At 42.9% G+C, this 19542-nt stretch carries 22 protein-coding genes and 1 riboswitch; of the genes, 4 read left to right on the forward strand and 18 right to left on the reverse strand.

Translation table 11 applies throughout. The features are described from left to right. Positions 1-94 precede the first annotated feature (94 nt). Positions 95-640, forward strand: coding sequence for a biotin transporter BioY (locus tag DWX61_RS09305; protein ID WP_015527251.1), 546 nt, complete (start codon positions 95-97; stop codon positions 638-640). Between the two features lie 77 nt (positions 641-717). Here the strand turns inward: DWX61_RS09305 and DWX61_RS09310 are convergent, their stop codons facing one another. The 10 genes from DWX61_RS09310 to DWX61_RS09360 form a co-directional block, all read right to left on the reverse strand. After that, the gene (locus DWX61_RS09310; RefSeq protein WP_118512794.1) at positions 718-1605 is read right to left on the reverse strand and encodes a putative ABC transporter permease; all 888 of its coding nucleotides are present in this window, start codon (positions 1603-1605) and stop codon (positions 718-720) included. Between the two features lie 122 nt (positions 1606-1727). After that, positions 1728-3080, reverse strand: coding sequence for an MATE family efflux transporter (locus DWX61_RS09315; protein WP_118624949.1), 1353 nt, complete (start codon positions 3078-3080; stop codon positions 1728-1730). Next, complete coding sequence (locus DWX61_RS09320; RefSeq protein ID WP_118624951.1) at positions 3070-3522, reverse strand: MarR family winged helix-turn-helix transcriptional regulator; 453 nt, start codon at positions 3520-3522, stop codon at positions 3070-3072. Before DWX61_RS09320 ends, DWX61_RS09315 begins: the two co-directional genes overlap by 11 nt. A 131-nt stretch (positions 3523-3653) precedes the next feature. Then, positions 3654-3923, reverse strand: coding sequence for a hypothetical protein (locus DWX61_RS09325; RefSeq protein ID WP_138276462.1), 270 nt, complete (start codon positions 3921-3923; stop codon positions 3654-3656). 145 nt (positions 3924-4068) lie between these two features. Further along, a complete protein-coding gene (locus DWX61_RS09330) occupies positions 4069-4377 on the reverse strand; it encodes an MGMT family protein (protein ID WP_015527257.1) in 309 nt (102 codons plus the stop codon). A gap of 107 nt (positions 4378-4484) precedes the next feature. Beyond that, a complete protein-coding gene (locus DWX61_RS09335) occupies positions 4485-5018 on the reverse strand; it encodes a methylated-DNA--[protein]-cysteine S-methyltransferase (protein WP_118625091.1) in 534 nt (177 codons plus the stop codon). Between the two features lie 433 nt (positions 5019-5451). Beyond that, entirely contained in the window at positions 5452-5631 is a 180-nt protein-coding gene (locus tag DWX61_RS09345; protein WP_118512798.1) for a hypothetical protein, read from the reverse strand. Beyond that, positions 5609-5788 (reverse strand): BrnT family toxin, encoded by a 180-nt coding sequence (locus DWX61_RS19560; RefSeq protein ID WP_330575610.1) that lies wholly within the window; start codon positions 5786-5788, stop codon positions 5609-5611. The genes DWX61_RS09345 and DWX61_RS19560 overlap by 23 nt, the downstream gene beginning before the upstream one ends. Before the next feature lie 269 nt (positions 5789-6057). Continuing rightward, positions 6058-7743 (reverse strand): formate--tetrahydrofolate ligase, encoded by a 1686-nt coding sequence (locus DWX61_RS09355; protein ID WP_092068491.1) that lies wholly within the window; start codon positions 7741-7743, stop codon positions 6058-6060. 74 nt (positions 7744-7817) lie between these two features. Further along, positions 7818-7900, reverse strand: a riboswitch (ZMP/ZTP riboswitch). A gap of 215 nt (positions 7901-8115) precedes the next feature. After that, positions 8116-9516 carry a sodium-dependent transporter gene (locus DWX61_RS09360; protein ID WP_118624953.1) on the reverse strand — a complete coding sequence of 467 codons (1401 nt, stop codon included), beginning with the start codon at positions 9514-9516 and terminating at the stop codon, positions 8116-8118. A gap of 221 nt (positions 9517-9737) precedes the next feature. On the opposite strand from DWX61_RS09360, the gene DWX61_RS09365 reads away from it, so the two are divergent. After that, on the forward strand, positions 9738-10466 hold the full coding sequence (locus DWX61_RS09365; protein ID WP_118624955.1) for a helix-turn-helix domain-containing protein: 729 nt from the start codon (positions 9738-9740) through the stop codon (positions 10464-10466). 66 nt (positions 10467-10532) lie between these two features. Here the strand turns inward: DWX61_RS09365 and DWX61_RS09370 are convergent, their stop codons facing one another. Genes DWX61_RS09370 through DWX61_RS09380 form a run of 3 tightly spaced genes read right to left on the reverse strand, consistent with a single transcriptional unit; the run spans position 10533 to position 12717 of the window. Further along, on the reverse strand, positions 10533-11381 hold the full coding sequence (locus DWX61_RS09370) for a 4Fe-4S binding protein (RefSeq protein WP_118512969.1): 849 nt from the start codon (positions 11379-11381) through the stop codon (positions 10533-10535). 7 nt (positions 11382-11388) lie between these two features. Continuing rightward, entirely contained in the window at positions 11389-11541 is a 153-nt protein-coding gene (locus tag DWX61_RS09375) for a CD1871A family CXXC motif-containing protein (RefSeq protein ID WP_118512802.1), read from the reverse strand. A gap of 27 nt (positions 11542-11568) precedes the next feature. Further along, positions 11569-12717: a TlpA family protein disulfide reductase gene (locus DWX61_RS09380; RefSeq protein ID WP_118512803.1), complete on the reverse strand. Its 1149-nt coding sequence runs from the start codon at positions 12715-12717 to the stop codon at positions 11569-11571. Between the two features lie 205 nt (positions 12718-12922). Here DWX61_RS09380 and DWX61_RS09385 point away from each other — a divergent pair, with 205 nt between their 5' ends. Beyond that, positions 12923-13600, forward strand: coding sequence for a response regulator transcription factor (locus DWX61_RS09385; RefSeq protein ID WP_118512804.1), 678 nt, complete (start codon positions 12923-12925; stop codon positions 13598-13600). Next, on the forward strand, positions 13597-14763 hold the full coding sequence (locus DWX61_RS09390; RefSeq protein WP_118512805.1) for a sensor histidine kinase: 1167 nt from the start codon (positions 13597-13599) through the stop codon (positions 14761-14763). Before DWX61_RS09385 ends, DWX61_RS09390 begins: the two co-directional genes overlap by 4 nt. An 11-nt stretch (positions 14764-14774) precedes the next feature. On the opposite strand, the gene DWX61_RS09395 is transcribed toward DWX61_RS09390, so the two are convergent. The 5 genes from DWX61_RS09395 to DWX61_RS09415 form a co-directional block, all read right to left on the reverse strand. Then, positions 14775-15668 (reverse strand): AraC family transcriptional regulator, encoded by an 894-nt coding sequence (locus DWX61_RS09395; protein WP_118624957.1) that lies wholly within the window; start codon positions 15666-15668, stop codon positions 14775-14777. Positions 15669-15694: 26 nt separating this feature from the next. Beyond that, positions 15695-16447, reverse strand: coding sequence for an ABC transporter permease (locus tag DWX61_RS09400; RefSeq protein ID WP_207664988.1), 753 nt, complete (start codon positions 16445-16447; stop codon positions 15695-15697). 50 nt (positions 16448-16497) lie between these two features. Then, entirely contained in the window at positions 16498-17286 is a 789-nt protein-coding gene (locus DWX61_RS09405; RefSeq protein ID WP_118624961.1) for an ABC transporter permease, read from the reverse strand. Positions 17287-17319: 33 nt separating this feature from the next. Continuing rightward, positions 17320-18054, reverse strand: a complete 735-nt coding sequence (locus DWX61_RS09410; RefSeq protein ID WP_286188070.1) for an ABC transporter ATP-binding protein — start codon at positions 18052-18054, stop codon at positions 17320-17322. Positions 18055-18384: 330 nt separating this feature from the next. After that, the gene (locus tag DWX61_RS09415; protein ID WP_118624965.1) at positions 18385-19533 is read right to left on the reverse strand and encodes an iron-containing alcohol dehydrogenase; all 1149 of its coding nucleotides are present in this window, start codon (positions 19531-19533) and stop codon (positions 18385-18387) included. Positions 19534-19542: the final 9 nt, after the last annotated feature.

The raw sequence follows: 19542 nt of genomic DNA on the forward strand, positions 1-19542 counted from the left end.
TTATGGCATATGATCTTTCATACACACTTACAGCATTTCATTGCTTACCCAAACCAGTAAATACATTACCTTTTTCAAAGGAGGCTCTTTCAATATGAATCAGACAAATACTGTCTCTGCACCACGTACAAAAACCTACGAGATCACCATGACCGCTCTTATGGCAGCTGTCACCTGTATACTTGCGCCGCTGTCCATTCCAATCGGTCCGGTTCCGATCTCATTTACCAATCTTGCCATCTACCTGTCCCTGTATCTTCTCGGATGGAAAAAAGGAACCATCAGCTATCTGATCTATCTGCTGCTTGGCCTTGTAGGTCTTCCGGTATTTTCCGGATTTACCGGCGGTCCTGCAAAGCTGGCCGGTCCTACAGGCGGTTACATCATCGGCTTTATCGTTATGGCTGTTATTGCCGGACTGGTAATTGACAACTGCCATAAGCCTCTGATCCAGCTCGTTGGTATGATCGCAGGAACAATCGTATGCTATCTTTTCGGAACTGTATGGTTCTGCATTGTTGCAGATTCCACTTTCAAAGCAGCTCTTGGAATCTGTGTAATTCCGTTTATCCCGGCAGATCTCATAAAAATGATCATCGCCATGATCATCGGACCAATGATAAAGAAAAGAATTCGATAGGCTGAAACTCTGTACTAAAAGAGGCAGCAGGAAATTTCCAACATTTCCTGCTGCCTCTTTATCGCATTTCATTTTTCTTATCTGAGTTTTTTCTTCAGTTCCTGGATCAGTTCAAAATAATCTCTGTGTTTCATCTCCGGGAAAGCCTTAATGATTCTTCCCTGACCGAATACGGTATGGTTTGTGATAGAGTTTGACAGCTCATCAAACTGTGCCTGAAGCTCCGCTTTCTTCATCCGAAGCATTTCGGCAGATTTTTCTCTCTGAGCCACAGTCGCATCTCTGAGCTCTGCCTTAGCAAGAGCAACCTGAACCTTTCCCTCTCCCACCTTCTGTGCTGTATCAATGGTAGTTGTTGCCAGAGTATCACTGAGCTTATCGCTCACGATCCGCAGATCTGCACGTACCTTATCCAGTCGGGTAAGCTTCTTATTCAGTCCGCGGATCACCGCTACTGTTACAATAAAATCTGCCAGATACACCGCATACAAAATTGCCATAACAACCCATTCCAGTGTGGAAGGTGTATGAGAAGCCTGACGCTCCACATACTTCTGAAAAACCTTTACAACCATCACAATGGCAAGTCCCCATATCAGGGAAAACTCAAGACAGATATAGCCGTGAAAATTCAGCGGCTTATTGGAATAATCCCACCATCTTGCATGAAAGCATACATCCAGAAGCCATCCGGCAACCAGCTCTACCGCAGTTGCAAGAACGATTCCAAACAGAAAGATCATTCCTTCACTCATCTGATGTCCGCCGCTCTGAAGCGTATTAAGCAGTGCAAACACGGAAAGTACACCAAATCCGTACACCGGGCATACCGGACCGTTGAGAAATCCCCGGTTTATAACCTTTCCTAATGTTACTGCATGGAAGATAACTTCAACGACCCATCCTCCAAAAGAATAAAACAAAAAATACAGACATATCTGAAAATACGTCATCCCGCAAATCATCCTGTCCTCCTCCTTTACAGCTGTCAAGATTCCGGCAGCTATTTCAGGGTCAGTACCATCACCTCTGCCGGGGTGATTTTGATTATATCATATCACCCCCTCATTTACATCCCTTTATCCGGTCATTCTTCAGAAACAATTTCTTTTTTCGCACGGGTGAAGTACAGAAAGAATCCGATGTTCAGAATGATTCCCACTGTGGTAGATACCGGTGCTGCAAGACCGATCTTTGTCAGGCTGGCATCCGGCTGGATACTCATGAAGTACGCCATTGGAAGTCGTACCAGAAGCGTCTGTACCAGGCCCTGGACCATAACCCAGATGGTCTGGTTGTTTCCGTTGAAATAGCCTATCATACTGAACAGAACAGCTGTAACCAGTGTTTCCGGTGCAAAGCCCTTCAGATAATCAAAGCCCTTTTGGATAACACCGGCATCTGTGGAGAAGAATCCTGCCAGTACATCCCCCTTCAGAAGGATCAGGATAAATACCAGGCATCCCACAGACAGACCAACTCCAATTCCCGTAAGCATAGATTTTCTCGCACGTTTTGGCTTTCCGGCTCCTACGTTCTGTGAAACAAAGGAAGCCATGGACTGCATCAGAGAGCTTGGAACCAGCATGGCAAAGTTTACGATCTTACATGCAACTCCGTAACCGGAGGATGCTTCCAGACCCAGGCGATTGACAAATGCGCACAAGGCCAAGAATGAAATCTGGGTCAGGAATTCCTGAAGTGCCAGCGGCAGTCCGATCTTAAGAAAACGTCTGCACTGGGGATTCAGCCGGAAATCTTTCTTTGTGATGGTAAACGGCAGCTCCTTCTTTATCAGCAGAACTACTGCAAATACAACACTTAAGGCCTGAGCAGAAACCGTAGCAATAGCTGCTCCTGCTGCATCCATATGTAACCCGGCTACCAGTACCAGATCTCCGATCACATTTACAATACATGCCACCAGCACAAACAGCAACGGAGATTTACTGTCACCCAGGCCACGGAAGATGGCAGACAGCAGGTTATACGCCACAATAAAGAAAATTCCGCTTCCACAGATCCGTACATAAGATGCAGTCAGCGCTACCGCTTCTTCCGGTGCCTGCATCAGCACGGAGATCGGATGTGCAAAGCCTACCATAACAATAAACAGCACGATCGATATCATGGTAAAGACGATCGCAGCCCCACCGATGACGGAGCTGATCTGCTCCGGTCTTTTTTCTCCAAGATAACGTGCGATCAGAACTGTGATACCCATAGCAAACTGAATCACTACAAAGGTAACCAGATTCAGTACCTGACTTCCGGTGGAAACCGCTGACAATCCGGATGTGGAACCAAATCTCCCCACCACAAGAAGGTCAACTGCACCATAGGCTGCCTGCAGGATCAATGCGCCGAGTACCGGCATCATAAATGCAACCAGCTTCTTCAGGATATTTCCCTGGGTAAAATCTGCCTTATCACTTGTCATAATCTACTCTCCTGTCACACATAATCTGATAAAATTTCCCGATGGTCCGGATCATACTGTCTGCTTCTTCTTCGGAAATCTCTGAAAGATAGGGCGCCAGACTGCTGAAATAATCCTGATCATACTTTCTGGAAAGCCTCTCTCCTTTTTCTGTTATGGAGATGTAAGTAACGCGCCCGTCATCCGGAGATGTAAGCTTCTGCAGATATCCCTTTGCCTCCATTTCTTTCACTGTTCTGGTGACACCGGGACGTGGCAGGTTCATGGCATCACTGATATCAGAGAGCCGGATATCCTTTTTTTCCCTCTGCAGGGAATGGATCACATCCAGATACTGAATGTAGGATGGCATCACCCCCTGGGGCAGTGGCGGAAGCATATCCCGGATCCGCTTTGCCTGATAAAATGCATCAAACATCCGCTTGATCTTTTCATTTGTCATAAAAAAACTCCTCATATAATTATCTTAGTTAATTACTATTGATAATTATATGAGGAATTTATGGTTTGTCAAGCATGTTTTATTTTTCTGTTACAAAGTAGCTTTCTATTACAGAGTAACTTTCTATTAATCTATGCTTCTAATGCCTCTTTCAGAGAAGCTTCAAAGATCTCAAGTCCTTTCTCCATCTGCTCATCGGTCATGGTAAGCGGTGCAAGGTTCAGATATCTGGCCTGTGCCATCACACGCTCTCGGCTTAAATGTTCTGCATCCAGAATAGAGGAAGACAGCTGCTCTGCGGCGTTTCTGTCCTTTTCCTCCAGCACGAGTTTCCGGCTGTCGTTGGTGACACTGGGATTTGTCAGAACTACGAATTCTCCTCCATGGATATAGTTATTCAATCCTGTATTCACTTTTGATGCACTGCAGGCAGTCTGCAAAATAGCCCCATCGTACAGACTACTCCAGACCGTTTTCCCCTGCTTTCAGCTTCAGAACTTCTGTAAGCTCCGGGATCTGCATCATATTTCTACAATTCATAAAACACTACTCCTCCCACTGATACTGCTTCATATCTACACATCCATTTGCCTTAAACTCCACACCCTCGTCTTCCAGAAGCATCTTCTGCTCTCTCCAGCCTGGTGCAGTACGCCCTGCATGGTTCACAACTCTGTGGCAGGGATACTTCCCGTAAAATTCTGCCATACCTAAGACTTTTCCTACAAGACGTGAATTTTTATCCCGCCCGATCAGCCGTGCGATCTGTCCGTAGGAGGCCACTTTTCCCTCAGGTATCTCTTCCACCACGGACAGTATCTCGTAGATTAAATCTTCATCCAGTATTTTTCCCATAATTATTCCTCCGAAATCCTGCTGGCAATTTTCATAGCATGCTTTCATAAATAAAATATCTGTCTTTTCTTGGATGTCTGCACCAGACCGTCCTCTCAGCCGGAGTTTTACAGTGCAGTTCCTTTCTTTGGAACAAATAAACGGCTCATATCTGTACGCTCCAGCTTAAGAAGTAAAATTTTTTTGTCAATTCCTCCGGCGTATCCTGTCAGACTTCCATTTGTTCCTACGACCCGATGGCAGGGAATGATAATGGAAATTTCATTATGACCAACCGCACCGCCTACTGCCTGGGCCGACATATGAGAAGTATTTTTCATCACTGCCATTCTGCGCGCAATTTCTCCATATGTGATCGTCTGTCCGTAAGGGATCTGTAATAAAATCTTCCATACTTCCTGTCTGAATACTGAACCAGTGGGATGAAGTGGCGGAGTAAATTTCGGTTCTTCACCGGAGAAATATACATCCAGCCATTTTTTTGCTTCTGTGAGAATTTTCGTTTCCTGTGGAACATAATCTTCCGGAAGTGTATTTGCAAAATATTTCTGTCCTTCAAACCACAGACCGGTAAGTCCGATTTCATCTGCAGCAAGTAAAATATCTCCGATTAGTGATTTATATTTGCATGTGTATACCATATTTTCCCCCACATTCATTTATCTCTACATTTTTTTCTAATTCACTTTCTGTATCATCTTAAAAAACACTTTTCGCTTATACATATAGAATTTTCTTATCTTGTCTGCCTTTTTCCAATATCAGCTCCTGCAGTTTTTCATCCAATTCCCGTTTTTTATCTTCGGATAACTGTACCCAAACATCAGTAAGTCTGGCCATTTCCCGGATTACATCTTCATAGCCGTTAAGCCCCGCTATTGACATTCCACGGAAGCATAGAATGATTTCAGATCAATAGCTATATAGATATGTTCTTCTTTTTTATCCATGGACACACCTCCGGAAATTTTTTCTTTTCTTATTATATCAGAAAATGTGTTCGATTATAGATTTTTTTCTCTTTTTATGCAAAAAAACTCCTCCGGTTTTACTGCCGGAGGAGTTTTTTCCATTTTATGCGTTTTTCTTTCGATTTCGCTGTATCACACTGCTTTTAAAAGCTTTATACATTGCTGGTGACAACTCTGGTGCATCTTCATCTGGTACAATTGGTGATTTTTTTGCATTCATAACTTCCTGTATTTGCTCTTTTGTCGGCTTCTGCCCTTTATTAATAGTAAATGTTTTGATCATAATAGAGCCTCCTCTCCGATTCCGTTGCCAACCTAGCTGAGATCAACCGAATGTTTTCTTTTCTTTCGGTAAACACCACAAATAAAACTTCACCAACACATCCTATAGCAATATATCTGTCTTCTTCTGTACTGTGCTCAAAATCATACATTTCTATGTAATTCTTATCTTAAAATACATATGCTGCAGTTTCGAATGATATCTTATGTTTTTTCTGATTGATCAGATTCTTTTCCTGATCCCACTCAAATTTCAATTAATCACTCTCCTGCTTTTTTCTAAGTATATCATACATGGAATTTTCAGACTAGTAAAATAAATATAAACAATATTATAATAGTATAAGAAAAAGCGGCAGAACCTCTATTTCTGCAGGTTCTACCGCTTTTTATCTGAATTCCCCTCAAAAACTCTCTATACGTTATATCAGAACAGTCCTGTGATCTTACCGCTCTCGTCTACGTCGATCTTAGTTGCTGCCGGTACTTTCGGGAGACCTGGCATGGTCATGATCTCACCTGTCAGTGCAACAATAAATCCTGCACCTGCGGAAATCTTAAGATTTCTTACTGTTACCTCGAAATCTGTCGGAGCACCAAGCTTTGTCTGGTCGTCTGTTAAGCTGTACTGGGTCTTAGCTACACAGATCGGACAGTTGCCAAATCCAAGTGCCTCCAGCTGTTTCGCCTGCTTCTGAGCATTTGCTGTAAGAACCACTTTCTTTCCGCCATAAACCTTCTGTACGATCTGGTTCAGTTTGTCCTCGATGGAGCCTTCCAGTTCATAAGCATATGTGAAATCATTCGGCTCTTCAACAAGACGGATTACTTCCTCAGCAAGCTTGATTCCGCCTTCGCCACCTTTTGCCCATACCTCAGAAAGTGCTACATTTACGCCAAGCTCCTTGCATTTTGCTTCCACAAAATCAAGTTCTGCCTTGGTATCGGTCGGGAATGCGTTAATAGCTACCACACATGGAAGTTTGTATACATTCTTGATATTACTTACATGCTTCAGAAGGTTCGGGATACCTTTTTCAAGAGCCTCAAGGTTTTCATTGTTCAGGTCAGCTTTTGCAACGCCACCGTTGTATTTCAGGGCACGTACGGTTGCTACAATAACAACTGCACTTGGTGTAAGACCTGCCATACGGCACTTGATATCCAGGAATTTCTCAGCTCCAAGGTCAGCACCGAAGCCAGCCTCTGTGATCGCGTAATCAGCAAGCTTCATAGCCATCTTTGTAGCTGTTACGGAGTTACATCCGTGAGCGATATTTGCGAATGGTCCGCCATGAACGATCGCCGGAACATGCTCCAGTGTCTGAACAAGGTTTGGTTTCAGGGCATCCTTCAGAAGTGCTGTCATAGCACCCTCTGCGTGGAGATCTCCTGCTGTTACCGGTTTCTGCTCAGCAACCTTGCCGTAAGTATATCCGATGATGATTCTGGAAAGTCTCTCCTTCAGATCTTTGATATCACTTGCCAGACAGAGAACTGCCATGATCTCAGATGCTACGGTAATGTCATATCCGTCCTCACGTGGCATACCGTTTGTTCTTCCGCCAAGTCCGTCTACTACATTACGAAGCTGACGGTCGTTCATATCCACGCAGCGTCTCCAGGTGATCTTTCTCGGGTCGATATTCAGCTCATTACCCTGGAAGATATGGTTGTCGATCATTGCTGCAAGAAGGTTGTTTGCCGCACCGATCGCATGGAAATCACCGGTAAAATGAAGGTTGATATCCTCCATCGGAACTACCTGTGCGTAGCCGCCGCCTGCCGCACCACCTTTGACACCGAATACCGGTCCCAGAGATGGCTCACGAAGAGCTACCATAACATTTTTTCCAAGTCTCTGCATTCCATCTGCAAGACCTACGGTTGTCGTAGTTTTTCCTTCCCCGGCCGGTGTCGGGTTGATGGCTGTCACAAGGATCAGCTTTCCGTCTTTTTTGTCTGTTTCTTTCAGAAGATTATAGTCGATCTTTGCTTTATATTTACCATACTGCTCCAGATACTTGTCATCAATACCTGCTTTCTCCGCAATCTTGGTAATTGGCTCCATTGTGCACTCCTGTGCGATTTCGATGTCACTTTTGAATCCCATAATGTTCTCCTTTCTCCGCAGCAACCGTCCGGATCTTTTTATCCCATAAAAAAGAGCAGTATTCGAATTTCTTCAAATACTGCCCAGACGGTCGACTCATCAAATCTCCGGCTCCCTTGTGGTTAGTCCCACAATTCCGTCAGTCACCGAAGACCTTATTAATTTGATGACTGAATACTAACACATTTATCAGTACTTGTCAAGAAATTATCAAATTATTTTTTTCACTTTTAAAGTGAGCTGAATCTAATTTTCTGAATCATTTTCGTTTTATGTACCAGTACAGCAAAAATTAATATTCGCTGTACTAGTTTTCTCTCCACCTTCTGCACCATAAACATACATCTATACAGAGAAGTTTTCTTACCACACTTATGAAATCAAATCTGCAAATCCTGTAGATACCAGAAATAATATCAGCATTACAACCGGCACTACATAACGGATCATAAAGCGATATAACCCTGCCCGTTTGAAATGTTCCCCATTTCGTTCCACTTCTCCTATGATCCAGTCAGGGCCGATCACCCATCCGATCAGAATACTTGTCAAGAGTGAGATAAACGGCATCAGAAAACTGTTGCTGATATAATCCATCACATCCAAAAGCTGTCCAACGGAACCATTTGGCAGCTTAAGTTCAAAATACAGTTTGTTATAACCAAGGCAGATCAGTACTGCTGTAACAAGAGAATAGATTCCGACAGCACCACACATTTTCTTACGTGGTTTATGATAAAGTTCCATGCAGTTTGCAACCAGTGTCTCCATGACAGATACGCAGGAAGTCAGTGCCGCAAATCCCATCATCAGGAAAAATGCAATTGCTACCGGACGGCCAAATACTCCCATGGCACCAAAAACCTTTGGCAGTGAGATAAATATCAGGCTTGGGCCGGAAGCCATTCCATCCTTTCCGAGAAATACAAAAACAGCCGGTATGATCATCATTCCTGCAAGAAACGCAACGCCGGTATCAAAGATCTCAATCTGATTTGTTGCTTTATTTAAATTAACTTCATTTTTCACATAAGAACCATAAGTGATCATGATTCCCATAGATACACTTAAGGAAAAGAATAACTGGCTCATCGCATCCAGAAGGATCTCCAGGAAGCGTTTTACCGTCAATCCATGAAAATCCGGTTTGAGGTAAACAGCCAGCCCCTGCATACCGGTGCGGACAGTTCCATCCGTATCAGTATGGGACAGTGTCAGTGAAAAAATGGCAATGATCACGATCAGAAGAATCAGCCCCGGCATAATGATCCTGGAAAACTTTTCGATTCCCTTTTCCACACCACGAAATACGATCCAGGCAGTCAGGGCCAGAAAAATCAGCATAAATACAACGGGTGCAATATCTGATGTAATAAATGATGTAAAGTATCCATCTGAAGCCGCATCTTTCCCATCAGAAATAATATAAGTAAAAAAATATTTTGCAATCCATCCACCGATAACAGAATAATAGGTCATGATCAATGCCGGAACCAGAAACGTTAAATGTCCTAAAAATTTCCACTTTGGATTAAGTGCTTCAAAAGCTCTCAATGCATTTTTCTTTGTCTTTCTCCCAAGTGCTACATCCGTTGTCAACAGTACAAATCCAAAAGTCAGTACCAGTATCAGATAAACCAGCAGGAAAAGTCCTCCTCCATCTTTGGCACAGAGATATGGAAATCTCCAGATATTTCCAACTCCTACTGCACTTCCGGCTGCCGCCAGGACAAAACCTATTGAGCCGGAAAAGCTGCTTCCTTTTTCTTTCATTTCAATTTCCCCTCTTCAAGTATATATTTGATATAAGCTGAAACCTTCAGCCTAACAGCTATATCTTACCCTAAATAAAGATAAGTGCAAATGGCAGAAGTTTCTTTTTACGAAATTTTATTTTAAAAAAGTTTCTTACTACTTTACAAATCACCTGTTTTTCCGATATAATCGTATGCAATGAAAATTAATAAGAAAAATAGATAGTATGAGGAAACAAAATGAGTGATTTTACCTGTTATGTAGGTGAACAAATAAGAAAATACCGAAAAGCCGGAAAGATGACTCTGCAGGATCTGGCAGATGCCATCCATAAAAGCCGAGCTACCATATGCAAATATGAAAACGGAGATATCTCCGTTGATATCGAAACTTTATATGAGATCAGCCAGATTCTCCAGGTATCTATGTCCCAGCTTACCACCGGTCTTCCTGAAACAGCCAGTGAACCGTCCAATGCACCGGGAAAAGGACAAAAAAGCCCATTTTTTCAGGCCCAGAGGCTATATTTTTACTTTTATGATGGACGATATCAGCGTACAAAGGATGGCGTCATCGATATTTATGAAAAAAAGGGCGAATCCGGAAAATATGAAGCAACCTTAACGATCTGTTCTGTTTCTGCTAACGGAAGAAGCAGTGAGGTTTTTTACACCGGAAAAGTTCTTTACAGTGATATGCTGATCCGTTTTTCCTTTGTAAATCAGTATAACCCACTGGAAGAAGATCTCCTGTACATTTTTAATCCTCTGGAGCTTCGAGATTTTACAACAGGACTTTTGTGTGGGATTTCCAGTGCGGATCTGATGCCCTGCGCATTCAAATGTGTGATCACTTTAAAACCGCAGGAGCTTACCGAAGCTTTCCGCCACCAGCTTCTTTTTACAAAAAAAGATCTGAAGCGCTGGGAACAGCTGAATATGTTACTGATAGATAATATGGAAAAGTAGTTTACTGTCTCAAAAAACGGTACATCTTATATTTTATAAGCTGTACCGTTTTCGTATTTTTCTGTATCAGGATTTTCCTGCAAACCCACACCGGATCGCCTGTGTCGGACATATCTTTTTACATCTTCCACATCGGATACACTCTGTACTGTTGGGATCCTCTGTCGGATCGACCTCCATCTGGCAGATATTTCTGCATTTTCCGCAGTGAACACATTTTTCTTTATCTACTCTGTAACGAAAAACGGAAACTTTATTAAATACCGAATAAAAAGCTCCCAGCGGACAGATATACTTACAGAATGGCCGGTATATCATAATTGATAAGATAATGGTAATCACCAGGATCGTATTTTTCCACATGTACAGCCAGCCTACTGCACTTCGCATGGATTTGTTCAGCAGCACCAGTGGGATACCTCCCTCCAGCGTTCCTGCCGGGCAGATCAGCTTGCAGAAATATGGCGCTCCCTGCCCCATGATATCTACTACAAACATGGGGAGTATGATCACAAATACAAGAAAGATCACATATTTCAGTTTTCGCAGAAGCTTATCCCCACGAAATGTCCGGATCTTCTTTGGAAAAGGAATCTTGTTCAACAGATCCTGGATCAGTCCAAAGGGGCAGAGAAATCCGCACACCAGTCTTCCAAGCAACGCTCCCACAAAGATCAGAAATCCAGCTACATAATATGCCATTTTGAAGTTCCAGCTTCCGATCACAGCCTGAAGAGAACCAATGGGGCAGGCCCCTCTTGCCCCGGGGCAGGAATAGCAGTTCAGCCCCGGAACACATACATTTTTCAGTTTTCCGGTATATATCTTGCCAGTTATAAACCCTGATATGTGACTGTTTGTAAGGGCCGCCCACAATGCCTGGATCCCATGCCGCGGCCATTCATTTATTTTCATCTTCTTATTATCCAATGCCTATACACTCCATACAGATGTTGATCGCTTTTGTAAAAACTACAGATACCTCGCCCCTGCAGATTCCCAGTATCATCAGTAAAATCCCCAAAAACGCCAGAGCTGGTCCGATCCACCTGGATTCTGTTATTTTCCGAATCATTTTTCCACTCTCCGTAATGATCTTCTTTTACTTAGAAACGTTTTTAAGCTCTTTTTCCACGATTTCCTTCCATTCGTCCAGTGTATGGCTTCCTGTATAGGTATCGCCCACAATGTTTCCATCTTTGTCAACAAAAAATGTTTCAGGAAATGCGGAAATCCCCTGCAGACGACCGTTCATCATAGTGGTATCCGGTGTCAGGAACGGATATTCTGCTTTTGTTTTTTCCTGAAGAATGCCTGCTTTCTTTACAGCCTCCTCGTCCTGATTTCCCTTTTCATCTGTAGTATCAAGCACTACGCCTGCTACTCCGACGCCTTTATCTTTCATTTCTTTATAGAGCTCCTGAAGTTCCGGAATCTCTTTTACGCATGGTGAGCACCAGGTTGTAAAAACATTTACCAGCGTCAGGTCATAGTCACTGAACACTTTTTCTGTATATGTTTTTCCATCTATTCCTGTTGTTTCAAATTTTCCTACAGATTTTACATCCTCCGGGTTGCTGCTGGTATCCTGTGGCTGGTCAAACACGGAAATATTCTGATACGGTGTCATTTCCGTAATATCGGTTTTGATCTTTTCCAGCTCCTTTGTCAGCTTTTCATCTGCATCTTTGTTGGTGCTCAGATAATATTTGTATTTCCCGTCACTGCTGCTTCCAAGCTCTTTATGCTCTGTACAGCCGGTGATCTCATCCAGCTTTTTCTGTGAAGCTTCGTCATAAACGCCAATTGTACCGATTCTGTCCAGACCTGCCACCCAGTCGTCATATCCTGTTCCCATCTTCTGTATTTCGGCATTTTTCTGTTCCTCTGTCATTTTGCTCCAGCTTACGTAGGCATATGTCACTGCATTGGTCTGATTCTCAAAATCTTCCGTGGTAAGCATTGCAATGCTCTGGTCCTTGATCTGCTTTAACAGCTCCTTCGAAAGTGAAAGCTTCAGTCCCAGAAACGGATATTCATAAGAATCCTGTGCCTTGCAGGTTACGTCGGAAGGCTTAAATGTACCTGCCACCAGATCTGATGAAACTGCCTCTCCATCCATCATCATTGCCGCTCCGGGATCTGCTGTTTCCGTGCTTTCCGCCGCTGTTACCGGCACGCTTCCAAATGCAGATATTCCTAATACCGCAGCTGCCATAAGTGCTGTTATTTTCTGTGTTCTTAATTTCATTGTTTATATTCTCCCTTCTGATATCACCGGCCCATATCCGGAACCAGCATATATTTTATATATAAATTTTGTTCTCTGTAGCCTTACTATATCATCCCCTGTATAAAATCTCTGTTAAGAAACAAAAAAATTTACAGGAATTTTATGCTATACATGATATTATAGATAACAAAGCAAAATCAACTGTTTTTTTGGAGGATTTATTATGCATATATTGATAATCGAAGATGAACAGCAGCTCTGCCAGTCTATTGCGGAGGGACTTCGTATGGATGGCTATGAAGCGGACACATGTTTTGACGGGGATGAAGGACTGGAATTATGTCTTGTGGAAAATTATGATCTCATCCTTCTTGATCTGAATCTTCCAGGCGTTGATGGTCTGGAAATCCTGCGCCAGTTTCGGGAATCCGATACTTCCACTCCCGTTTTGATCCTCTCTGCCAGAGGACAGATCCAGGACAAGGTTGAAGGGCTTGATCTCGGTGCCAATGACTATCTCACAAAGCCTTTTCATTTTGAAGAGCTGGAGGCACGGATCCGAAGTCTGACACGAAGAAAATTCATCCAGCAGGATGTGTGTCTGCAATGCGGACGTATCAGCTTTGATACCCGTACAAGAAAGGCCAGTATCGATGGACTCCCCCTTTCTCTGACCCGAAAGGAAAGTTCTCTGCTGGAATATTTCCTTCTTCATCAGAACCGTATCATAAGCCCGGAAGAAATGATCGAGCATATCTGGGACGGAAGCGTCAACAGTCTCAGCAATTCCATTCGTGTCCACATTTCTTCTCTTCGAAAAAAACTACGCACTGCTCTCGGCTTTGATCCAATACAGAATAAGATCGGCCAGGGTTACATTTTAACGGAGGATATACAATGAAAAAAATAACCGGAAAGCTTTCTCTTCAATGGCGTCTGACACTGATCACTGCGCTGCTTATGACAGTCACCTGCATTCTGATGTATTTTTTTATTAGCCAGTCCGCAGTTGCCGGAATGGAGGATCTGGGAGATTACATGATACGGATCGATAACACTGATTCTGCTCCCATCACCTTTAATATGAATCCCTCCGTCTTATTTCCGGAGCTTTCCAATCAGCTGCAGCTAACAAAAAAGCTTTTTCTCACCAAAGGACTCATGGTAACAGGAATCATCATCCTTCTCAGCAGTATCTGCACATATTTTATCAGCCGTCAGGCATTACTTCCTCTTCGCAGGCTCAGCCAGGAGGTGAACAAAATAGAGGCCCAGAACCTTTCGAAGACTCTTGAAGTTCCTGCTACCAATGACGAGATTTCCCGCCTGACAATTTCATTTAACAAAATGCTCGCACGCCTGGATGAAGCTTTTACTGCCCAGAAGCAATTTTCTGCCAATGCAGCCCATGAGCTGAGGACTCCTCTTGCCGTTATCCAGACAAATCTGGAGGTTTTTGCCCGCAGGGAAGCACCTGCTTTAAAAGATTATCAGGAGATTTTTGCCATGCTCCAGGAACAGACCGGGCGACTTTCCCATCTGGCTGAAATCCTCCTAGATATGACCGGTGTACAGACTGTTGAACGTTCCGAAAGAATCTCTCTGGCAGCACTGACTGATGAGGTGTTCTGCGACCTGGCTTCCGTAGCGGAACAGAAGGATATTGAACTGATCCAGCAGGAGGGGGACTGCATCATTACCGGAAGCTACCTGCTGCTGTATCGCGCTGTGTACAATCTTGTGGAAAATGCGATCAAATACAATCACTCCGGTGGAAAAGTAACCGTAAATATCCATCTTTCCGAAGAAATAACAGATACATCCACATCTGTCAATTACGTCTTTCTTGAAGTCTCTGATACCGGAATCGGCATTCCTCCCGAATATCAGGAAAAAATCTTCACCCCGTTCTTCCGTGTGGACAAATCAAGAAGCCGTGCTATGGGAGGTGCCGGCCTGGGACTTGCACTTGTCAGTGAAATTGTCAGACAGCATAACGGACAGGTAAAAGTACTGGAAAGCAGCAAAAAAGGCAGCGTAATCGCAATCATGCTGCCAGTCTGAACATGTTTGTATTACACTTGTCTCATATTCCGATACTCTGTAGGTGAAATTCCATAGCAGCTTTTGAATACTTTCGAAAACTGAAAAGGATTCGTATATCCAACATCTGATGAAATATCGGATATGGAATATTCTGTGGTGGTCAGCAGGATCTTTGCCTGATTCATCCTTACTTTACGGAGATATTCCCGGGGTGACTGGTCGTATTCCCGGCGGAACAATGTGCTGAGATAGTTTGGATGTACATGGAGGATTCCTGCCACATCCTGGATCCGGATATCCCGGCTGTACATGCGGTCCATATAGTTTTTGGCATCCTTGGCCAGATTTTTTTCTTCTTTTGTCAGCTTTTTTATATCGCCCTGTGTTTCAAGGAGCCTGGCAAAAAGATGCAGCATTCTGCTGTTTGCCTCCAGGGATGCGGAAAAATTCCGTATGGAGAAAAACTGCTCTCCCGGAAAATCTTCTTCCTGATAAATGGCCACATCCTGAAGTCTTTTATCCATAACTGACAAAATCGACAAGATTTCTTTTTCCAGTTCTTTAGCCGAAAGCGCCAGATCCAGGATCTCGTTTTTTCCAAATAGAAGATCAATAAATTTATTTCCGTTATCTGCATAAAATCCGATCCAGGCATATTTCCAGGGGTTCTGCAGGGAAGCTATGTATTTTCCTTCTATTCCTGCAGGTATAAAAAATGCCTGTCCGGCATGTACATTCAGCATTCTGCCTGAGATTTTCAAGCTTCCTTCTCCCTGCAGTACAAAATGCAGCAGATGATAAGGCCGTGCCTGAAACTGCCACATATGTCCTTTTTCACATTCCTGGATACCGCAGTGGTTCATCTGCATAACCGACAATTCCCGCTTTGCCCGATCCAGAAAAATATCTTTACTTCCAAGCATGAACTCACCTCCCCTGTAAACGATCTTTAATTTCCAGCACTTTCATATCTTCCCAGTCCACGTTTCAGGCACACTGCTGATAACCACAACATCCCTAAACAGACAGGAAACTGTAACAGACATCCTGCTAACATGTCATTTTTCCCAAGCAAAAAACCGGCGGGATAATAGCTGACATATGCGTAGGGTATGATGTATCCAAAGATTCCTTTCAGCAGGCCTGGGTATATAATAAGTGGATATTTCGCCATTTCTCCTACAGAAAGAACCAGATAGTTTAATGAATTCTTTGGTCCCTGCATACAGAAGGACCTGCAGCTTGCCATCCAGATCATGCAAAAACGGATCATAGATGCTGTAAGCAGAGATGCCACAAAATACAGAATTTTTATGATCGTCCAGTTTATTTTACAGTTTTTTATTCCAACTGACAATATTCCCAGTGCTATGATCATTTTATTTAATCCGTCAAAATCAATCCGGGAAGCTGCCATCTGCATTCCTGTTGGAAGCGGTCTTACGAGAAACCGGTCGATTTCTGATTTATTTACCATCTGTGCAATTTTCCAGGAACCCTGAAAGAAAAAGTTCACCCATCCTTCTGAAAATAACAGATATCCGTATAACAATAAAATTTCCCATACAGACCAGCCGCCAACTGTGGGAATATTTGTATAGATAATTCCAACAACTGCCAGATTTGATACCTGGGACAGCAATGTAAAAAATGTCATCATCAGAAAATCTGCCCGATAATACATCAAGGATTTTATATTCATTTCCTGCATCTTCCGGTATATTTTGAAATATTTCCTGTATCTGCCCATCTTTAACCTCCATATAATGCGATAACGGAAGAGGCTTTTTTCCATAAGATGCTTCCAAATGCAAATAATATTACATTCCACACGCTCTGGAACAGAAGTGCTTCCCAACATTTCTGCCAGCAAAATATTCCGTCAAATATGCTGCATGGAATATATACAATCCCTGAAAAGGGCATAATCATAACAATTTTCTGCAAAAATCCAGGAAACAATGCCAGCGGAACCAGAGCTCCAGAACAGAAATTTGTCAAAACTTCTCTCCCTTTTACAACACCATATGCATTATCTGTATAAAAACAGAGCATGGAAAATATATACTGAATGTTAAATTTGATTCCCATTCCCAAAAGTATGGAGAAAAGTAGCAGAAGAACTCGCCACATCTCTATATTCTGCATTCCGTTACACATTACCAGAAAAGTACCGCACCATAAAAATGTGATCAGAAATTCCATTCCTGCTGTTCCAACAGCTTTAAAGAAAGTCAAACTTCGGTAACTCAGCGGTTTCAACAAATCTGTGATTATATTTCCACTGATAATACTGTTGGCTGTCTGCATTTCAAATCCAAAGGAAAACGTACTGTTGCATAAAAAAGAAATAATTACATACTTTTTCATAATTTCCCATGTATATCCATTAATCTCCGTATGATATAAAAAAATACTTTTCCATACATAGTAAAAAACTACAACCTGAATAAAATTTGCAAGCAAACCGGTCAGAAAATTTTCTTTATAAGCAATTCCTTCCAGAAATCCCCCTTTTATCAGTGCCAGATATTTTCTCATATTTGCTCTCCTCAGAAAAACAAAATCAGACGGTTAATTCTTCGTATTTCCATTGAACAGTTCAATGATAATTTCTTCCAGTGTTTCTGCTTCCGGATAATTATCAAAAATTTTTGTTATTTCATCATCAAATAAAATTTCTCCTTTTTCCAGAATGATAAGTCTCCGGCACAGCCATTCCATATCTTTCAGATCATGGCTTGTCAGCAAAATCGTGGTCTTTTTTTCTTTATTTATGTATTGTAAAAACTGATATACTTTCTGTTTGACTGCCACATCCAGCCCTATTGTTGGTTCATCCAGAAATAAAATCGGCGGATCATGTAAAAGAGCTGCTGCTATATCTGCCCTTACTCGCTGTCCCAGGGACAGCTTTCTTGCCGGCTGGTCCATAAATTCTTCCAGTTCCAGAATTTCCTTAAACAGATCCAGATTTCCTTTATAATCTTTGTCCGGAATTTCATAAATACTATGCAACAATTCAAAAGAATCTTTTACCGGAATATCCCACCACAACTGCGTCTTCTGACCAAACACAACGCCTATGTTCCCGGCATTTCTGATCCGTTCCCTAAATGGATCATTTCCCATAACGGAAATCTTTCCTTCTGTCGGTTTCATGATCCCTGTAAGCATTTTGATGGTCGTTGATTTTCCTGCCCCGTTTGCCCCAAGGAAAGCTACACATTCACCCTGATGTATGGAAAAAGAAATTCCTTTTACAGCTTCCTTCTCTTTATATTGGGGATGGAATAAGTATTTCACCATCCCGGTAAAACCTTCCTGTCGCTGTGAGATCTTATATATTTTGTACAGATTTTTAACCGCTATGCTCTCCATATGCATTCTTCTTTCTACTGTATTTTGCTCTGTTGCGTTAAGCTTGGTTACTGTCTATACAATAGCATCGTATATTTTATCCGTACATGTTCGTTGTATAAATCTTTATGTTTATAATATAATTTTCACTGCAAAAAAGCTCCCCGGAAAACAGCTTTTTACTGATTTCGGGAAGCCAATATCTTTTTTATTTACGCAAGTACTCTGATGACAGATTTTATTTATACAGAGGTGTCACATACTTACCTGATACTATCTTTACAATGCCTCTTTATACAGTGCCAGGATATCCTCCCGAACGGTTTTCTGAGGATTCACCGCAATGTTTCCGCTTTTCATGGCATCCTCTGTCATCTGCGCAAAATACTCATCCGTAACCCCTGCGTGGGATAATTTTGCAGGGATTCCAACCTGTGTATTCAGTTCACGGACTGCCTGTTCCAGCATTCCTTTTGAAAACTCAGACTCACATTTCTTTTCCGCGGAAATATAATTATAGATCTTCCGATATTTTCCGAAGGCTGCCTCTTCGTTATATTTCACGATATACGGAAACAAGATTCCGTTTGCAACACCGTGCGGCACATTGAAAAAAGCACTGACCGGATGGCTCATGGCATGGATATTTCCAAGTCTTGCCCATGAAAAAGCAATCCCGGCAAACAGAGAGCCTGCCAGCATATCGGAAGCTGCTTCCAGATTGCTACGGTCTGCCACGTAGGTGCGGATGCTCCGCCCGATCAGCTCCATTGCTTTTTCGCTCATGGCCTCGGAAAATGGGGATGCGTCCAGAGAAACGTAAGATTCCTCTGCATGGATCAGTGCATCGATCCCGCAGGCAGCTGCCACCGAAGCCGGTGCGGAGGTGAGAAGCAGCGGATCCAGAAGTGCATAAGCCGGGATCAGCTTATAGGAAAATACTGTAAGCTTGTAATTTCGTCTGTGATCGGTAATAACAGAAAAAGCCGTAACCTCTGAACCGGTTCCTGCTGTTGTAGGAATGGCGATCAGCGGGACGATCTCCCCAGGAACCTTGTCTGCACCTTCATATTCTGTGATGCTGCCGCCGTATTTTGCCACAACACCGACAGCTTTTGCCACATCCATAGGGGAACCCCCACCAAGAGCGACAATAAAATCCGCTCCGCTTGCCCGGAACGCTTCTGCTGCACGTTCCACAGTCTCCACGGATGGATTTCCTTCTGTATCACAGAAGGTGCTGACTGCAATGCCGGCCTGTGTAAGGATTTCTTCACACTGCCCCACTACGCCAAGTCTGTTCAGTGTGGGGCCGGAAATGATAAAGCCATGTTTTCCTCCAAGCTTCCCGGCTGCCCCGGGAAGCTCCTTTAATACACCTTCACCAAAAAGAATATTCTGCGGTACAGAAAATGTAAATCTTTTCATGCTGTCCAT

Origin of the sequence: Ruminococcus sp. AF20-12LB (assembly GCF_003478985.1) — a bacterium.
Classification (GTDB): domain Bacteria; phylum Bacillota; class Clostridia; order Lachnospirales; family Lachnospiraceae; genus Blautia_A.